The organism is Alicyclobacillus herbarius DSM 13609 (assembly GCF_000430585.1).
GTDB lineage: Bacteria > Bacillota > Bacilli > Alicyclobacillales > Alicyclobacillaceae > Alicyclobacillus_G > Alicyclobacillus_G herbarius.
The window spans coordinates 74212-90690 of the sequence record NZ_AUMH01000009.1; the positions used below are offsets into that span (position 1 = coordinate 74212).

General features: G+C 59.1%; 18 protein-coding genes. 4 read left to right on the plus strand and 14 right to left on the minus strand.

What is annotated here, in order from left to right; genetic code table 11:
* Window positions 1–62: 62 nt before the first annotated feature.
* Genes hisI through H522_RS18240 form a run of 8 tightly spaced genes read right to left on the minus strand, consistent with a single transcriptional unit; the run spans window position 63 to window position 6809 of the window.
* Entirely contained in the window at window positions 63–1034 is a 972-nt protein-coding gene (hisI, locus tag H522_RS0107615; protein WP_035453028.1) for a phosphoribosyl-AMP cyclohydrolase, read from the minus strand.
* Window positions 1010–1792, minus strand: coding sequence for an imidazole glycerol phosphate synthase subunit HisF (gene hisF / locus H522_RS0107620; protein ID WP_026961868.1), 783 nt, complete (start codon window positions 1790–1792; stop codon window positions 1010–1012). Before hisF ends, hisI begins: the two co-directional genes overlap by 25 nt.
* Window positions 1786–2562, minus strand: a complete 777-nt coding sequence (gene hisA / locus H522_RS0107625; RefSeq protein ID WP_026961869.1) for a 1-(5-phosphoribosyl)-5-[(5-phosphoribosylamino)methylideneamino]imidazole-4-carboxamide isomerase — start codon at window positions 2560–2562, stop codon at window positions 1786–1788. Before hisA ends, hisF begins: the two co-directional genes overlap by 7 nt.
* Window positions 2552–3211 (minus strand): imidazole glycerol phosphate synthase subunit HisH, encoded by a 660-nt coding sequence (hisH, locus tag H522_RS0107630; protein WP_026961870.1) that lies wholly within the window; start codon window positions 3209–3211, stop codon window positions 2552–2554. Before hisH ends, hisA begins: the two co-directional genes overlap by 11 nt.
* On the minus strand, window positions 3208–3810 hold the full coding sequence (hisB, locus tag H522_RS0107635) for an imidazoleglycerol-phosphate dehydratase HisB (protein ID WP_051344031.1): 603 nt from the start codon (window positions 3808–3810) through the stop codon (window positions 3208–3210). The genes hisH and hisB overlap by 4 nt, the downstream gene beginning before the upstream one ends.
* The gene (gene hisD, locus H522_RS18235) at window positions 3743–5116 is read right to left on the minus strand and encodes a histidinol dehydrogenase (protein ID WP_051344049.1); all 1374 of its coding nucleotides are present in this window, start codon (window positions 5114–5116) and stop codon (window positions 3743–3745) included. Before hisD ends, hisB begins: the two co-directional genes overlap by 68 nt.
* Before the next feature lie 2 nt (window positions 5117–5118).
* Entirely contained in the window at window positions 5119–5769 is a 651-nt protein-coding gene (hisG, locus tag H522_RS0107645) for an ATP phosphoribosyltransferase (protein ID WP_026961872.1), read from the minus strand.
* The gene (locus H522_RS18240) at window positions 5763–6809 is read right to left on the minus strand and encodes an ATP phosphoribosyltransferase regulatory subunit (RefSeq protein ID WP_245578051.1); all 1047 of its coding nucleotides are present in this window, start codon (window positions 6807–6809) and stop codon (window positions 5763–5765) included. The genes hisG and H522_RS18240 overlap by 7 nt, the downstream gene beginning before the upstream one ends.
* A gap of 287 nt (window positions 6810–7096) precedes the next feature.
* Between H522_RS18240 and H522_RS22330 the strand changes: the two genes are divergently transcribed.
* Both H522_RS22330 and H522_RS0107660 read left to right on the plus strand, forming a co-directional pair.
* A complete protein-coding gene (locus tag H522_RS22330; RefSeq protein WP_026961873.1) occupies window positions 7097–8119 on the plus strand; it encodes a peptidoglycan-binding protein in 1023 nt (340 codons plus the stop codon).
* Window positions 8120–8767, plus strand: a complete 648-nt coding sequence (locus H522_RS0107660; protein ID WP_026961874.1) for a hypothetical protein — start codon at window positions 8120–8122, stop codon at window positions 8765–8767.
* 108 nt (window positions 8768–8875) lie between these two features.
* On the opposite strand, the gene ispG is transcribed toward H522_RS0107660, so the two are convergent.
* Entirely contained in the window at window positions 8876–9979 is a 1104-nt protein-coding gene (gene ispG / locus H522_RS0107665; protein WP_026961875.1) for a flavodoxin-dependent (E)-4-hydroxy-3-methylbut-2-enyl-diphosphate synthase, read from the minus strand.
* Between the two features lie 261 nt (window positions 9980–10240).
* Here ispG and H522_RS0107670 point away from each other — a divergent pair, with 261 nt between their 5' ends.
* The gene (locus H522_RS0107670; protein WP_026961876.1) at window positions 10241–11308 is read left to right on the plus strand and encodes a class I fructose-bisphosphate aldolase; all 1068 of its coding nucleotides are present in this window, start codon (window positions 10241–10243) and stop codon (window positions 11306–11308) included.
* 115 nt (window positions 11309–11423) lie between these two features.
* Window positions 11424–11630 (plus strand): YjzC family protein, encoded by a 207-nt coding sequence (locus tag H522_RS0107675; protein ID WP_420535288.1) that lies wholly within the window; start codon window positions 11424–11426, stop codon window positions 11628–11630.
* Window positions 11631–11691: 61 nt separating this feature from the next.
* Here H522_RS0107675 and H522_RS21470 read toward each other — a convergent pair whose 3' ends face one another.
* From H522_RS21470 to H522_RS0107700, 5 genes are all read right to left on the minus strand, one after another.
* Window positions 11692–11868 carry a hypothetical protein gene (locus H522_RS21470; protein ID WP_155836267.1) on the minus strand — a complete coding sequence of 59 codons (177 nt, stop codon included), beginning with the start codon at window positions 11866–11868 and terminating at the stop codon, window positions 11692–11694.
* A gap of 12 nt (window positions 11869–11880) precedes the next feature.
* Entirely contained in the window at window positions 11881–12498 is a 618-nt protein-coding gene (locus tag H522_RS0107685) for a hypothetical protein (RefSeq protein ID WP_026961878.1), read from the minus strand.
* A 125-nt stretch (window positions 12499–12623) separates the two neighbouring features.
* Window positions 12624–14252 carry a cytochrome c oxidase subunit I gene (gene ctaD, locus H522_RS18245; protein WP_051344033.1) on the minus strand — a complete coding sequence of 543 codons (1629 nt, stop codon included), beginning with the start codon at window positions 14250–14252 and terminating at the stop codon, window positions 12624–12626.
* Window positions 14253–14347: 95 nt separating this feature from the next.
* Window positions 14348–14983, minus strand: coding sequence for a cytochrome c oxidase subunit II (gene coxB, locus H522_RS18250; protein WP_051344034.1), 636 nt, complete (start codon window positions 14981–14983; stop codon window positions 14348–14350).
* Between the two features lie 220 nt (window positions 14984–15203).
* Complete coding sequence (locus H522_RS0107700; protein ID WP_026961879.1) at window positions 15204–16379, minus strand: tetracycline resistance MFS efflux pump; 1176 nt, start codon at window positions 16377–16379, stop codon at window positions 15204–15206.
* Window positions 16380–16479 lie beyond the last annotated feature (100 nt).

A 16479-nucleotide genomic window follows, 5' to 3' on the forward strand; every position in this document is an offset into this window, starting at 1 on the left:
TAGCACGGGTTGCGTGCGTTGTAAATCTCCGCTTCCGACAAACGCCCGTCGAAGACTTATTCTTACCTCGCCCGCTTGGCTAAGACCTGCAGGACATCGTCCGGATGGATTCCGGCTGCCTTCCAGAGCGCGAACAGGTGGTATAACGCATCAGCACTCTCCGCCGCCAGCTCCGCCTGCCCCGCGGATAGGGGGGTATCGTCAACACTCACATCCACACCATTTGTCCCCGCAGCCGGAGACGTGCCGCGACCTCCGGTATTCCCGACGGCATTCTTGGCCGCCAGAACCACCTCCACCCCTTCCTCGCCGAACTTCTTGGCCACCTTGTCGATGCCTTGATTGAACAAATACGAGGTGTACGATCCGTTCGGACGCTCGCGCCACCGCTCCTCCATCGTTTGCCAAAGCCGCGTCAACACAGACCAGTCCGGCGGCGCGGTACGCGGCTCCGTCACGACGCCGCCTGCGCCCGCCTGCGCCTCGACCTGGGAGGTCGGGCTGGACGCGACTTGCGGTCCGGAAGTGGACGTCGAACCGGACGTGGATGGCGGGTCGAACGTGGATATCAGGTCGGATGCGGAGGTCGCGCCGGGTACCACTGTCCATCCGGAGGCGAGTGTACAACCGGACGCGGCGAGTGGTGCGTCCGACGGTTCCCTGCTATCTTTCGGTAAATGGCGCAGTATGCGCCGGTAGAAACAACTCGGGGCGCCGGTGTGACACGCGGGGCCGGCAGCCTCGACCCGGTAGAGCACCGTGTCGGCGTCGCAGTCCAGCCACACCTCCTGCACCCGCTGCACGTTTCCTGAGGTGGCCCCTTTTTGCCAAAACTCTTGCCGCGAGCGACTCCAAAACCAGGCGTATCCCGTGTCCAAGGTCCGCTTCAACGCTTCCCGGTTTGCATAAGCCACCATCAGCACTTGATCGTCATGGGCGTCCTGCACGACCACCGGAACCAAGCCGGTCTGGCTGTCGTAACGCACGGCCTCGAGCGCCACCGTCTCCCTCACGAGGCGTTCGCCTGCGTCCATCGCACCGGCACCCCTTTCTGCCGCAGGTAAGCCTTCACCTGACCGATGGACGTCTCGGCAAAGTGGAACACGCTGGCGGCCAACGCCGCGTCCGCCTTGCCCTCGGTCAAAACGGTGTAAAAGTGCTCCAGCTTCCCCGCGCCACCGCTGGCGATGACCGGGACAGGCACCGACTCCGAAATCATCCGCGTGAGCTCCAGGTCGTATCCCTCTCGGGTGCCGTCCTGCCGAAAGCTGGTCAAGAGGATTTCGCCAGCCCCCAGACTGGCGGCCCGGCGGGCCCAGTCGACCGCGTCGATGCCGGTGCCTTTGCGGCCACTGGCGACCATGACCTCATATCCGGCCGTGGTTGGATGCAGGTTGGCGTCAATGGCCACGACGATGCACTGCTCCCCAAAACGCCGCGACGCTTCCCGAATCAGGTTCGGATTGCGCACGGCGCCGGTGTTTATCGAGACCTTGTCCGCACCGGCGAGGAGCAGCGAGCGCACGTCGTCCACCGTCGACACTCCACCCCCGACCGTCAGCGGGATATTAACCCGGCGGGCCACCTCGGCCACCACCTGGCGCATCGCCAGCCGCCCCTCCTGCGAGGCGGAGATGTCGAGCAAGACCAGTTCGTCCGCACCCTCGTGGCAATACAGTTCCGCGAGTTCGACCGGATCGCCCGCATCGCGCCGATTCTGCAAAAATCCTACGTGTTTGACCACCCGGCCGTCGAGAACGTCGAAACAGGGAATGATTCGTTTTGTCAGCATCTGCCGTTCCCCCTCTGCGTGCAGGTCCGCAGTTCGGCCAACGCGGTTTGGAGATTGAGCGTTCCATCGTACAGGGACCGTCCCGCAATCGCTCCAGCCAGCCCGGCGTTCTGGGCGGCCAAGACATCGCTCACATCCCGAATCCCCCCGGAAGCAATGCAGGCCAGTCCACTCTCCGCCTGAATCCCCGCCGCCAGCTCGAGATTGGCGCCCTGGAGCGTCCCGTCGCGACGGACGTCCGTCACCAGCGCGTGGCGCACACCCACCGCGGCCAGCCGCCGCGCCACTTCCACCAACGGCACGTCCGTCTGCTCCACCCAGCCCTTGACCGCCAACTGCCCGTCGCGACCGTCCAGACCGACAACCAGCGATTCCCCGCCATAGATGCGGACCATTCGTTCCACCCACGCCGTATCGAGAGCAGCCGTGCCGATGATGCAGCGAGTCGCGCCCGCTTCGAGCCACGCGGCCAAGGCGCGTTCGTCGCGAATCCCACCCCCGACCTGGACCCGCGCCCCGACTTCGCCGGCCGCCTGCAGGACGCCGAGAATCGCTTGACGGTTGACTGCGGCTCCCGACTTCGCCGCATCCAGGTCGACCACATGCAAAAAGTTGGCACCTGCCTGCAGCCAACGTTCCGCCATTTCGCGCGGACTCTTCCCATAGACGGTGGAAGATTCATAGTCTCCCTGCAGCAAGCGGACGCACTGTCCATCGTGGACGTCAATCGCCGGATAGAGGATAAACGCCTGTACCCCATCACCGGGCACCGCGTCCACCCCCTACCGTGGCCAGCTCGCACAAGTGGACAAAATTCATGAGAATCCGCTCCCCAACCGGGCCGCTCTTCTCGGGGTGAAATTGGGCACCAAAGACGTTGCCGCGGGCGATGACCGCCGGCACCAGAGCCTCTCCATACTGACTGACGGCAATGGCGTCCTCCGCGTTTGTCAAGCGGGCGTAATAGGAATGGACGAAGTAGACAAAGTCGCCCACGGACACCCCGGCGAGCAGGGGGTGCTCAGCCACTCGCGTCAGGTCGTTCCAGCCCATGTGCGGAACCTTCAGTCCCGGACCGAAACGCACGACTTCCCCTGGAATCAGGCCAAGCCCCACATGCCGACCGTGCTCCTCGCTGATGGAGAGGAGCATCTGCATCCCCAGACAAATCCCGAACAGCGGGGTCTCGTTACGGACAACTTCCCGGACGACGGTCAGGAGCCCGCGCGCGCGCAGCTGAAACATCGCATCCGAAAACGCGCCCACGCCCGGCAAAATAACGCCGCGAATCGGAAACTTTCGATTGGCCTCGTACCACGCGTCAGCATTGCCCACCAGCACCGTCTCCGCGCCCGCGCGTGCGAATCCACTCTGCACACTCGACAGATTGCCAATCCCTAAATCAAATACGGCAATCATTCGAGCACCCCCTTGCTGCTCGGTATACGCTCGCCGTCTTCCTCCACCGCGAGGCGCAGTGCCGCCGCCGTCGCCTTAAACAAGGCCTCGACCATGTGATGGCTGTTTTCCCCATACAAAACCGCCAGGTGCAACGCCATGCGTGCCTCATTGGCAAACGACTTGAAAAACTCGGCCACCAATTCCGTGGGAAAAGAACCAATCCGCTCAGTCGGAATGTCCGCCTGGAGCACAAACGCAGGGCGCCCTGAGAGGTCAATCACCGCCCTGGCCAACGTCTCGTCCATCGGGGTGTGCCGCTCTCCGTAGCGACGGATGCCCCGCTTGTCGCCGAGCGCCGCATGCACGGCTTTCCCTAAGCAGAGCCCGATATCCTCGACCAGGTGGTGGTCATCGACGTCTACGTCCCCGTCTGCCTGGATACGCAGGTCGAAACGTCCGTGAACCGCGAACAAATGAAGCATGTGCCGCAAAAACGGGACTGGAAAGTCAAGATCGGCTTGTCCGCTCCCGCGCAGGTTGAGGTGAAGGTCAATCTGTGTCTCTCCCGTTTTCCGCTCCACTCGCGCCGTAAACGTCGGCTTCCCCAGGTCTGCCAACTTTTTCGCCTCCAACTTCGGACTTTACCTCTAAATTTCGCGCCAGGACTGCCCGGGCATGTGCCTCCAGTCCCTCGCACCGCGCCAACTGAACAATGTGAGACCGATGCTTGGCCAACGTTTGCTCGCTGTATTCCACGCTCGTCATGCGGCGCAAAAAGTCGTGTACGCCCAATCCGGATTGGAATCGGGCGCTGCCATGGGTCGGCAGCACATGGTTGCTGCCCGCATAATAGTCCCCAACCGGCTCGGGTGACCAAGGCCCAACAAACACCGCGCCCGCTGTACGCACTCGCGGCAACCAGTCCGATGCATTGGCCACCAGCAGTTCCAGGTGCTCGGGAGCCGCCTGGTTGACGATATCCAGTGCTTCCGTAACATCACGTGCCAAGACGATGCTTCCCCATTCAGCGAGCGCCCGTTCCGCCTCCGCGCGCCTTGGCAGCGTCTCGAGCTGCCGGATTAAGGCCCCTTCCACCGCGTCAGCCAGCGAGTCGGCGCCCGCGAGAATACAGACCGCGCCCGCGTCCGGATCGTGCTCGGCCTGAGCCAGCAAATCGGCGGCGATGAATTCGGGGTTGGCCGTCTCGTCCGCAACCACGAACACTTCGCTCGGCCCTGCCACACTATCGATGCCGACATCCCCAACGACGGCCCGCTTCGCCAAAGCCACGTACCGGTTCCCCGGGCCGACAATCTTATCGACCCGTGGGACGCTCTTCGTGCCATAGGCGAACGCGGCGATGGCCTGGGCACCACCCACGCGATAGACCTCATCCACGCCAAGGAGAGCGGCCGCCGCCAGGACCAGCGGATGCGGCCAACCCGTGTCACCAAACGGAGGCGAGGCCAAGGCAATCTCTTCGACACCAGCGACCTGAGCCGGAATGACATCCATCAACACGGTCGACGGATAGGCAGCACGGCCCCCGGGCGCGTATACCCCGACGCGCCGCAAGGGTCGCCAATGCATGCCCAGCCGGTCGCCGTCGCCGCTGGTCCACCATACCTCTGTCGGCCGTTGCGCCGCGTGGAAAGCGCGGATGCGGTCCGCCGCCGCGCTCAGCGCTTCGCGCATGGACGCATCTAGGGTCGCCAACGCGCCACTCAAAACGGTCTGGGGTACGCGAAGCGGCCAGGCATCCGAGACCGCTTCCGAACGGCCATCAAATTGGGCGGTGAAGTGCCGCAACGCGTCATCCCCGTCCCTTTGCACGGCCGCGAGGATTTGCTTCACACCCTGTTCACCGTCAAGCGCCGAAATTTCCCGCCGCCATGACCACTCGCTTGCGCGGCAGCGCCGGATTTTCACGCCTCTCGCCTCCTTCGCACCGCTTCCGCCAACTCCCCGGCCACCTTGCGGATGGCTTCATTCTGCAGGTGATAACTAGATCGGTTCGCAATCAGCCGGGCGGAAACCTCGGATACCGAATCGAATACTTTCAATCCGTTAGCCGCCAGTGTGGCACCGGTCTGCACCAGGTCGAAGATGCGGTCGGTAAGGCCAATCACCGCCGCCAGTTCAATGGAACCGCTTAACGGTACAATCTCCACGGCCGATCCGTGTGCACGAAAGTACTGGTCTGCCAGCCGCGGATACTTCGTTGCCACGCGGCGGGCCGGGCGCTGTTCATCCTCCGGACGCCCCGCTACGCAAAGTCGGCAGCGAGCACACTCCAGGTCCACCAACTCGCTGACGTGGCAGGGTTCTTCCATGAGGATGTCTTTTCCGACAACCCCTAAATCCGCCACCCCGTACTGGACGTACGTCGGCACATCGACCGGCTTGGCCAGCAAGTAACGCAGCCGCGGGACGAAAAAACGGGACGCGTCCACCGGGACGTCAAACACAAGGGCTCGGCTCTCATCCAAATCGGTCGGGAGCGGCAACCCAGCCTCCTTCAAAAGCGGCCACACATCATCCGTCGTCCGGCCCTTTGCCAAAGCAATCGTCAGCACGAAACCAATCCCCTCTCCGAGACAACCGTGTCTCCGTCAAACAGGGTCATCAGTCGTTCCACTTCAAAGGTGAAGCCGACCGCCGGCGCATCCGCGCCGAACTCTTTCAGCAGCCCATCGTAGCGACCCCCTTGAGCTATCGGCGCCCCGGCGCCCGGCGCAAACACCTCAAAGACCATGCCCGTATAATAGGCCGGATCGCGATGGAGGGAGAGGTCAAACACCATCGCAGAGGTTAGATCAGTCGAATGAAGGGCCGAAGCCAGTTGACACAGCTCCTGCCACGCGGCCAAAAGCTCGCGGGACGCGGATGGCAACGGCGGAACGAGCGCCGCCTCGAGACTGTCCGCCTGGAATGGATTGAGGTTCGCGAGTAGGTCGAGGAGGTCAACGCCTCCCACAAACCGATTGCTCTCGCGCCGGAACGCTACATAATCCCCCGCCGTCAACAGCGCCAACAGCTCCGCCGCGCGTTCTTTAGGAACCCCGTGCAAATCGAGCAAGGCAGGGACCAACAAGGCGTGGCTGATGACCACCCGCACTCCTCGCCGCCCCAGACCAGACAAAGCCTCCAGGCATAAACCAAGCAGCTGGCTGTCTATCTCGACGCCGCATTCGCCAATCCACTCCACCCCGACTTGAGTGGACTCGGCCGCCCTGCCGCTCATCCAGGAAAGTGTCGCCGGCGCATCGGAACGGTGATAGACGCGTTCCGCGTAGCACCAACGAATCGGAAGTTGGTCGGCCGCCACGAGTGGAGCCGCCATGCGGGCGACACTAGGCGTCATATCTGGACGCAGCGCCATCGGACGTCCGGATCGGTCAAAGACCTGGATCCAATCCTCGCCCGCTCCGGGCGCGCGCCCGCGCTGCAGAGTCTCCGCGTATTCAAAAGCGCCACTGGAAATCAGGGCAAATCCGTGGTTTTCAAAGAAATTGATGAGCCAATCTTCCAGCTTTCTGCGCAGCCTTGCCTGAGCCGGGAATAAATCCCGCATCCCTTGCGGCCGCTCGGCCCAGCGTGTGGTGTCAAGCGCCACGCATACCCATCCTTTCCCAAGCCGCAAGTCACCCCGATGGGGTCGTATGCGGTCGTTCAATTCGCGCTACTTTAGTTCGCTACCAAAGTAAAGTATGTGTCGTATTGTATACTCTCTCTCTCTTTTCGTCAACGATTCGCAGCGACACATCCCCCGAGCGTTCATATCGACTGCATAGATCTCTGCGAGACCGGCGGCACAGGCCGGCAAAGTCAATTTCCCGAAACACGCTGCGACCCCGTAACATATGTTGCTACAAGCGTGTCAGGGGCTGAGAAGGGGGTGCAATGTGTCTGGAACCGTGGCAGGGAAAAATGGTTTGGATTTGGGAGCTCAACCAGTCCAGTGGAGGCAACGTCGAAGCCATTGTGGCCAAGGCCCGCAGCGCAGGTCTGTCTGGGTTGATCATCAAGGCGCACGATGGGTCGAGTTTCTGGCGCCAGTTTTCGAGGAGTCTTGTCCGCCAATTACATGCGGCCGGACTGTCGGTCGGTGCCTGGGGCTATTGCTATGGGGCACACCCTGAGAACGAAGCCAAGAATGCGCTCAACGCCCTTTGGCTCGGCGCTGACTTTTACGTGGCCGATGTGGAAGCGGAATTTGAACGGCACGGGATGGCGCAAACCGCGAAACGATTCATGCAGACCATCCACAGGCAGGCGAACGGGAAGCCCATTGGCTATTCCACGTTCGGATTGCCGAAGTATCACCCGAACTTTCCTTATTCCGCGTTCAGTCAATTCGCCGACTTCACGATGCCGCAGGTCTACTGGGGCGATTTCGGTCTGCCTCCCAAGACCGCTGTGTCCGAAAGCCTGGCCTATTACCAACGCTTCGGCGTCCCTATTGCACCGGTGGGTCAGGCGTACGGAAAGGTCACGAAAGGCCAGATTGCTGCGTTCATCACCGCCTGTCGCGGCCTACCGGGCTACTCGTTTTGGGATTACCAGTCGGCTACTCCGACGATGTGGTCGGCGATTAAAAGCGGTGCAACGCAGACCAAAGGAGGGAGTCCGATGCTGGAGAGAGGCACGCAAGACCCAGCCGTAAAACTCCTGCAGGAAGAATTGAACTTGGTGCTCGGAACAAAGCTTGCCGTCGACGGCGTGTACGGACCGAAGACCGAAGCGGCGGTCAAGAGTTTTCAACATCAGTACCACCTGACCGTGGACGGCATCGCTGGACCGATGACTCTCACCACGCTCGGTCAGGCGTTGTATCAGCTGCCGGGACCCAACGTTCGACCCAAGCTGAACGAGGTGATGAACCTCTTGCAAAAGGCTGAAAAGACCTTAATAGGGGTGAGCTGAATGAGCGGGGAGCTGGAGCTGAAAATCCTCGAGTCTCTACTGAGTCTGTTCACGGTTTTGATAGGCGCCGGCATCAGCGCGCTGGCGCCGCGTTTGAAGCGGATTGTCTCCGCGCACGCCAGCGGCAAAGAAGCCCAGCTGGCCTCACAGGTGATAGATGGGTTATCCGCCATCGCCGAGGCGGTGGTGCAGGAATTCAACCAGAAGGTTGTCAGCGACGCAAAAAAGGCAGGAGTCTTCACGCCATCCTTAGCGCAAAGCGTCAAGCAGGACGCCGTTTCGGCCGTGCTCAGTCAAGCTGGGCCACTCTTATCGCTGGGTGAGCAGGTGATCGGCGATATCCCTGGATTGGTATCAAGCCTTATCGAACAAGCCGTAGCTAAACACCACCGGGATACCGCCAAGGGGTCTGACGGCAGCACCGCGGTCGACAAGAGCAGCGTGACAACGGACAACGGAACAAGGGAGGACGGAACAAGGGAGGGCGGGCAGACCGGTTCGAATCACGGGCAGACGTGTTCGACGAGTGTAAGGCCAAATCTACCCACAGGAACCAGTACCGTACCAGACCGTGTACGGACAGACACCTCCACACCGGCGTCCGAATCCGCCTCTGAACAAAACCTTATTCCACCGTCTGGGAATTAATCGACCGCCACGCAAGGCACGGAGCAAGGGGCTGCCCCGCATCCCATCGGAACATGAGGGAGGGAACGGCCCCTTTCTCTGGAGCGATTTTCTTCTTGGCAAACCGTTTCAGACTTCAACCTCTTCTTCGTGCAGTTTGCCAGTCTCCTGATAACGTTTCGCCATGATATCGATTTCCCGCTTCAATTCCGCGACCAAGTCGGCCTCAGGCACCTTCCGCACCACTTTGCCCTTGCGGAACAAGAGCCCTTCTCCGCGCCCGCCGGCAATGCCGATGTCGGCCTCACGCGCCTCACCCGGGCCATTCACGGCGCACCCTAATACAGAAACCTTAATCGGCGCCTGAATATGCTGCAGGTACTCCTCCACTTCGTTGGCGACGGAAATCAAATCAATGTCAATGCGTCCACAGGTCGGGCAAGAAACGAGGGTCGGCGCGTTGGAGATGAGGTGGAACGTCTTCAAGAGCTCCCGCGCCACCTTCACCTCCTCGACCGGATCGGCGCTTAACGAGACGCGAATCGTGTTCCCGATTCCCATCGACAACAGCGTGCCCAGCCCAGCCGAGCTCTTTATCGTGCCGCTGTACAACGTTCCCGACTCGGTAATCCCGAGATGCAGCGGATAATCAAACGTCTCTGCAGCCAGCCGGTATGCCTCGATGGCCAATGGGACATCGGAAGCCTTCATGGAGACGATAATGTCGTAAAAATCCAGCTCTTCGAGAATTCGGATGTGGTGCAAGGCGCTCTCGAGCATGCCTTGCGCGGTCGGATAGCCGTATTTCTCCAGGATGTGGTGTTCCAACGATCCAGCGTTGACGCCAATCCGAATCGGAATGCCACGCTCCTTGCACGCCTTGACCACCGCCTCGACGCGCTCCCGGCTGCCGATGTTACCGGGGTTGATGCGTACCTTGTCCACCCCGCCACGGATGGCCTCGAGGGCCAGACGGTAGTCAAAGTGAATATCCGCAACCAACGGGATGTGAATGCGTTTCTTGATCTCCGGAATGGCAGCGGCCGCGTCGCGCGTGTTGACGGTCACCCGCACGACCTGACACCCTGCCTCTTCCAGGCGCAGGATCTCCCGCACCGTCGCTTCCACGTCCGCCGTTTTTGTCGTTGTCATACTCTGGATGACCACTTGATCACCGCCGCCGATGGTCACGTCTCCCACCCGGACCGGCCGTGTTTGCTGACGCAGATACATAGGGTCGCCTCCAGCTCATAGACTCGCTCTCATTATACATCATCGGCTCCCGAGCCGGGCCCGGTGTCCCGCACGATTTGACACCGACGCCAGGAATACGAATTTGCCGGCTATGTAAGCGGACAGCAAACATTCATGCGACTTCCCAACGGACAACTCGTTTTGATACAGTATGTTATGAACGTGGACAGGCTTGCCCTGGCCAAGACCCTGGGACCCGGCTGTTCATCAGCGGGTAGGAATGGAGCGTGTTTCCGTACAATGATGGATCAAATTGTGTCCTACCTGGGCAACGAAGCGGAAGACCTGCTGTCGCACACCTGCCGCACCATCCCGAAAGAAAGCCTCACGCTGCCCGGACCGGACAGCGTCGACGAAGTCTTTGCCGCTTCCAACCGCAACAACCAGGTTCTCCGCAGCTTGCAGCAGCTAATGGGCACTGGCCGCTTGGCCGGCACCGGGTATGTCTCCATCTTGCCGGTGGACCAAGGCATCGAGCATTCGGCCGGCGCCTCTTTCGCCAAGAATCCCGCTTATTTCGATCCGGAGAACATCGTGAAACTGGCGATTGAAGGCGGCTGCAACGGCGTCGCCTCGACACTCGGCGTGCTCGCTCTGACCTCGCGTAAGTACGCTCATAAAATCCCGTACATCGTCAAGATTAACCACAACGAACTGCTGACCTATCCGAACAAATTCGACCAGGTTCTGTTTGCGAACGTGCGCCAAGCCTGGGAACTGGGCGCAGCTGGCATTGGCGCCACCATCTACTTCGGATCGGAGGAATCGACCCGCCAGTTGCAGGAAATCAGCGCCGCGTTCCACGAGGCCCACGAGTTGGGGATGTTTACCATTCTGTGGTGCTACCTGCGCAATCCGCAGTTTAAAAAGGACGGAGTCGACTACCATCTCGCGGCTGACCTGACCGGCCAAGCAAACCACCTTGGCGTAACTATCGAAGCGGACATCATTAAACAGAAGCTCCCAGAAACCAACGGCGGATTTAAGGCGCTGAACATGGAAGGTAGCAGTTACGGGAAGACGGATGAACGGATTTATACAGAGTTGACAACGGATCATCCCATCGACTTGGCCCGCTATCAGGTGGCAAACTGTTACATGGGCAAAATTGGTCTCATCAACTCGGGCGGTGCCTCCGGCGCCAACGACTTCGCGGAAGCTGTGCGGACGGCCGTCATCAACAAGCGAGCGGGCGGCATGGGACTGATTTCCGGCCGCAAGGCATTCCAGCGCCCAATGGATGAAGGCGTGAAGCTGCTCAATCTGATTCAAGACGTGTACTTGTGTGATGACGTGACCATCGCTTGACCGTGTTACAAAGCTTGCCCGGACACACTTATAAATGCAGCCACTCCGGACATACTACAGCCGTCCCGCGCGGGACGGCTGTATTGGCTTTATTTCGGAAAGCCGAAAGCAGGGAGTGGCTGAGTTGGGACAACACAAGCAGTTTGAGCCAGGCTGGGAGGTCCCCAACGACGGCTTTTACATCGAGGTTGGGGAACACCCGGACAGTGCCTCCATCCGTGACCCCCAGAAGGTTTACCTGAAACGGGGCGATACGTTTCCAGAGACGAGCAACGGCAATCGCAAGTGGGTACGCATGAAAAATCACAACGCGAAAGACTGAGCGGGATAAAGTCCCGCTTTTTCTTGCCTGGGCACCCAAGGCACCGGATGACGGCCTTGGTTCACGCGTCCTCGCCGGCCGCAGAACCTTCCGAAGCTACGCGTACGGCATGAGCGCCCGGTGCCGGCGGCACCCGCCGAGTTTTCTTCACATTGGATAGATACGCGGTGTAACGCAACACCAACAGAAAGACCGCGACAAACGCAAACAGTCCTAGGGCAAACGCAATGAGCTGCATGCCATCTTCCCCCTATGCGTGCAAGCCACACCAGGCGGCAAACTGTCCAACGGTCAGCACGCGTTCCATCAACAACACGACGATGCCAAACATGACGGTGTAAACCCACACATTCATGGCAACCGGGAAAAACTCGTTGATTTTGCGCTTGTTCGCAAAGCTCGCGTACCAGCCAGCGATGGCAATTAGAATGACCGAGACGGCGGTCAAACCAAAGACAATCATCGAAGTCGGCCCATCTATCGTTTTAATCTGTTTGCTGTACCCGGCAAACCATAACATCAGGCGAAACTGAATCAGCGCCGTGGCCACCCAGGACAATACGGCCAGGGCCAGCACCGAGTTAAAAACCCGCCACCGGTCTTTGGCAAAGAAAACGCCAGCCACAACGACCAACACCCCTGACACAATCAGGAGCAGGGTATCCCAGTACGGCAGGTCGGTCAGCAATTGGTTCTTCAAAACAAACTTCGCTGGGTTCCATCCCCTGAGATACACATTCGACGCGACGAACACCGCGGACATGAACGTGAGCGCAACCAACCCCAGCCATACCGCCAGGTTGGCGTTGGCTTGCGGATCGATGTGTTCCTCATGGCCCGCATGCCCGCGTTCTACGGGTACCGCCATGTTTCACATCCCCTCCTTGGCAGGTTATAACGGATGCAACGATACATAATCGTGCCAAACCGTCGCGTCTATGGATGCAAGAGGTAAAATAGGTGTCATTCGCAGCATGTTGTGTGCCCATCCAATCACGCTGGCGCCGGATTGGGTTCTGTATCCGGCTTCGGTGGGCCATAGGGCTGATACGGATTGTCGGTGACGGTTGGCATGTCATCAAAATTGTGCTCGGGCGGTGGAGAGGAAATCTGCCACTCCAGCGTGCGGGCCCCCCAGGGATTTGGCCCCACCTTCACGCCATATTTCGCCGACCAGAATAAGTTGGCCACAATCAGCAACGTCCCGAGCCCCAAAATGTACGCTCCAATCGTTGCCACATCGTTCCAGAACATATACTGAGGTGGGTAAGTGGCATACCGTCGCGGCATACCGGCCAAGCCCAGGAAATGCATCGGGAAAAACGTGAGCTGGGTGCCTACGAAATAAAACCAAAAGGAAACGTAGCCCAGGGTATTGTTGAACATGCGGCCGGTCACCTTCGGGAACCAGAAGTGCAACCCGGCCATGATGGTCATGACACTCCCACCGAACAGTACGTAGTGGATGTGCGCGACCACAAAGTACGTATCGTGCAGGTGCATATCCAGCGGTACAGCGGCCACCAACACGCCGCTAAAACCGCCGATGATGAAAGAACCGATGAATCCCAGGGATGCGTACATCATCGGCACCGAGTACTCCACCGAACCTCTCCACATGGTCGCAAGCCAGTTGAAGATTTTTACGGATGTCGGCACGGCGATGATGAGCGACGAAATCATAAACGGAATTCCTTCCGACATCTGCATTCCGGCGACAAACATGTGGTGAGCCCAGACAAAAAAGCCGAGGAAACCGATGGCCACGCTCGAATAGGCAATGGCACGATAACCAAAAATCGGCTTACGCGAGAAGACCGGCAACACCTCAGAGATAATCCCAAACGCAGGGAGAATCATGATGTATACCGCCGGGTGCGAGTAGAACCAGAACAGGTGCTGGTACAACATCGGGTCGCCGCCGGCGTTCGGGTCGTAAAAAACCGTTCCCCAATGGCGGTCTGACAACAATGTCGTGATGGCGCCTGCCAAGGCGGGCGTACCGAACAACTGCATCCAAGCTGTCACCCAAATGCTCCATGTGAATAAACTTATGCGATTAAACGTCATCCCCGGCGCCCGCATCTTGAAGATGGTCACGATAAAGTTGATGGAGCCAAGAATGGAGGATAACCCCGCAATATGGAGCGAGAAAATCCAGAAGTCGATGCCGGCCCCTTTCGCGGATACGCTGTAGGGCGGATAGGACGTCCAACCCGCGTCGGGCATCCCGCCGACCATGCTGAGCAGCATGATGATGCCCGAGACCAGATAGAGCCAGTAGCTCAGTGCGTTCATCCGCGGGAACGCCATATCCCGAGCTCCGATGTGCAACGGCACTAGGTAGTTGCCAAAGGCCCCAGTCAGTAAGGGAATAATGACCAGAAAGATCATGATGGTGGCATGCATCGTGAAATACTCGTTATACGACTGGGGATCGAAAACGCCTTGCGGGACGAGCAGGTCGGTGCGAACTAACAGCGCGAACAAACCACCAAGGAGAAAGAAGAAAATGGCCGTGACCCCATACATAATGCCGATTTTCTTGTGGTCAACGGTCAGTATCCACTCCCGCAAGAAAGATTGTCGACGCGGGCGCGGGCGGCTGAGTACAGCCTCCATGAATCCTCACCTCGCTGGTTGAAGTGGATAAGAGGTCGTTCAGACAATAAGCGCCATGGCCTTTCGCCTGTCATCCGTCACGATTTACGTCGCACTCATTTCTTGAGAGACGCGACCCACTGCTGAAACTCATCCAGAGTTACGACCTTGCCGGTGGCGTACATCTGCGAATGGCCTGCTCCACAGAACTGGTCGCAGAGAACATCGAAGACGTGTCCGACCATGTTGGGTTTGATGGTAATCCAGAATTGGGTGATTCGGCCTGGCGAAGCGTCCTGCTGCAACCGCACATCGGGTATGTAGAAGCCATGGATGACGTCGGCCGAGGTGATGTCAAAAAGGACCGGCGTCCCGGCTGGCACCTCCAGTTTCCTTGAATGGGCGCCGTTCGGATATTCGAAATCCCAATACCACTCGTGGCCAGTGACGCGAATGGTGATATCCTGTGCTGGCGGTTTTTGAAGCGCATACACGTACGGTACGCAAAAGGCGCCCAGAAAGACCAAGATGACGGTAGGTACCAGCGTCCAGATGATTTCCATCTTGGTGTTTCCGTGCACAGCGGCCCCGACCTGATTTCTCCGAGTTCGGCGATAGCGAATCAAGAATGTGACAAGAAGCGCCTCCACCAAAACGAAAAAGAAGGTCACGACGCCCAGCATGACGTAAAAAAACGAGTCCGTATTGTGCGCCATCTGGGTCAGCTCCACCGGCACCCACGATGAGAACACGCTGCCCCCTCCTTTGCAGGTTTGCCGTCAAAGCCCCGTACCGACCATGCCCTACGCATACTCTCAAACTCAAAACAAGATTCCGATAGGAAATGCACAAAAAAGTGGAACAAAATCGAAGAATACGTATACAGTTTACCATAGAAACGCCGCCGCGAGTCAAGCAACCGCGGCGGCGGATGTAAGAAGTGAGACGGATGTGAGGAAGAATATCGGTGGGTTAGGCAGTTTCCGTAGCCGCGCCCGTCCGCTCAGGCTCGGACCGGCGAAAGGCCAGAACCAAACCAAGACCGATGACACATACCACCGCAGCCACCACAAAGGGCAGCCCTTTATCCCACTGATACAAGAGGGTGGCCAGTAAGGGACCGATGATGCGGGCGAGTGAATCCATCGACGACAAGAGCCCAGATGCCAGCCCCTGACCGACCGTCGTACGCTTACTGACCAAAGACGTCACGGTGGGTTTCAAGACGGTGTTGCCTGCGCCAAAAATCGTCATAAACAAGGCTGCGGTCCAGAAGCTGTGCGAAAATAGAACCAGAATCAGACCGAGTGCCGACACGGCCAACCCCAGGTAAAGCGTCGGCACTTCACGGCCGTGCTTCACGTAGCGTTGCACAATACCGCCTTGTATCAGCGCCCCCACAATCCCGGAAATGAAGAACATGTAGCCAATCTGCATCGGCGTTGCGCCAATCTTCCACATCTCGTAGTACTGAAAACAGCCTTCCAGGGCCGCTATCGTGAACTGAGCGATAAAATCCACCAGGTACATGTATTTCAACGGACCTGCAAAGGCTGCCCAGCGCGATTGACCAGTCACGGACACCGCAACCCGCGTTTCCCGCGGCGGCTCCTTGAGGGATAAGAGCGCCCAGATGGCATTGACTAGGGCCAACGCGGCCGCGATAAAAAACGGCACAGCGACGCCGAACTTGGACAGGAATCCGCCCACCCCGGGACCAATGATAAAACCGAGCCCGATGCTCATGCCCGCAAAGGCCATCCCGCGTGTCCGATCCTCTACCCCCGTGACATCGGCAATGTACGCCATCGCCGTGGCGGTCACGGCGCCCGAAAAGCCGCCGCCGATAATCCGCGCCAAATACATCAGCCAGAGCATATCCTTGGCCAGGCCAAATAGGAAGAAGCTCAGTGCAAAACCGATGAGGCCGACAACCAAGACCGGCTTTCTGCCGACACGGTCGGATAACCGCCCCCACCACGGCGAAATGAAAAAGGCGACGGCCGAATAAACGGCCAGCATCAAGCCGAGGTGATACGGCTTAGCCCCGACGTCGGCCACCATCATCGGCAACACCGGGATCACAAGTCCAAAGCCGATAAAGACGGTCACTATCATGGACAAGATGACTGCCAGTCGCTTTATCACTGGTTGCATGCCCCCTCTGATCGCCATTTTCAAGATAGCACCAACCGGTAGTCAGATACACCTTTCCATAACTAAAGAATGTGTCAGGGCGTTGACATTC

Bases quoted from the DNA above. Each gene is read 5' to 3' on its own strand.
- hisI (WP_035453028.1), bottom strand. From the start codon at position 1,034: ATGGACGCAGGCGAACGCCTCGTGAGGGAGACGGTGGCGCTCGAGGCC.
- hisF (WP_026961868.1), bottom strand. From the start codon at position 1,792: ATGCTGACAAAACGAATCATTCCCTGTTTCGACGTTCTCGACGGCCGG.
- hisH (WP_026961870.1), bottom strand. From the start codon at position 3,211: ATGATTGCCGTATTTGATTTAGGGATTGGCAATCTGTCGAGTGTGCAG.
- H522_RS22330 (WP_026961873.1), top strand. From the start codon at position 7,097: ATGTGTCTGGAACCGTGGCAGGGAAAAATGGTTTGGATTTGGGAGCTC.
- H522_RS0107660 (WP_026961874.1), top strand. From the start codon at position 8,120: ATGAGCGGGGAGCTGGAGCTGAAAATCCTCGAGTCTCTACTGAGTCTG.
- ispG (WP_026961875.1), bottom strand. From the start codon at position 9,979: ATGTATCTGCGTCAGCAAACACGGCCGGTCCGGGTGGGAGACGTGACC.
- H522_RS0107670 (WP_026961876.1), top strand. From the start codon at position 10,241: ATGATGGATCAAATTGTGTCCTACCTGGGCAACGAAGCGGAAGACCTG.
- H522_RS21470 (WP_155836267.1), bottom strand. From the start codon at position 11,868: ATGCAGCTCATTGCGTTTGCCCTAGGACTGTTTGCGTTTGTCGCGGTC.
- H522_RS0107685 (WP_026961878.1), bottom strand. From the start codon at position 12,498: ATGGCGGTACCCGTAGAACGCGGGCATGCGGGCCATGAGGAACACATC.
- ctaD (WP_051344033.1), bottom strand. From the start codon at position 14,252: ATGGAGGCTGTACTCAGCCGCCCGCGCCCGCGTCGACAATCTTTCTTG.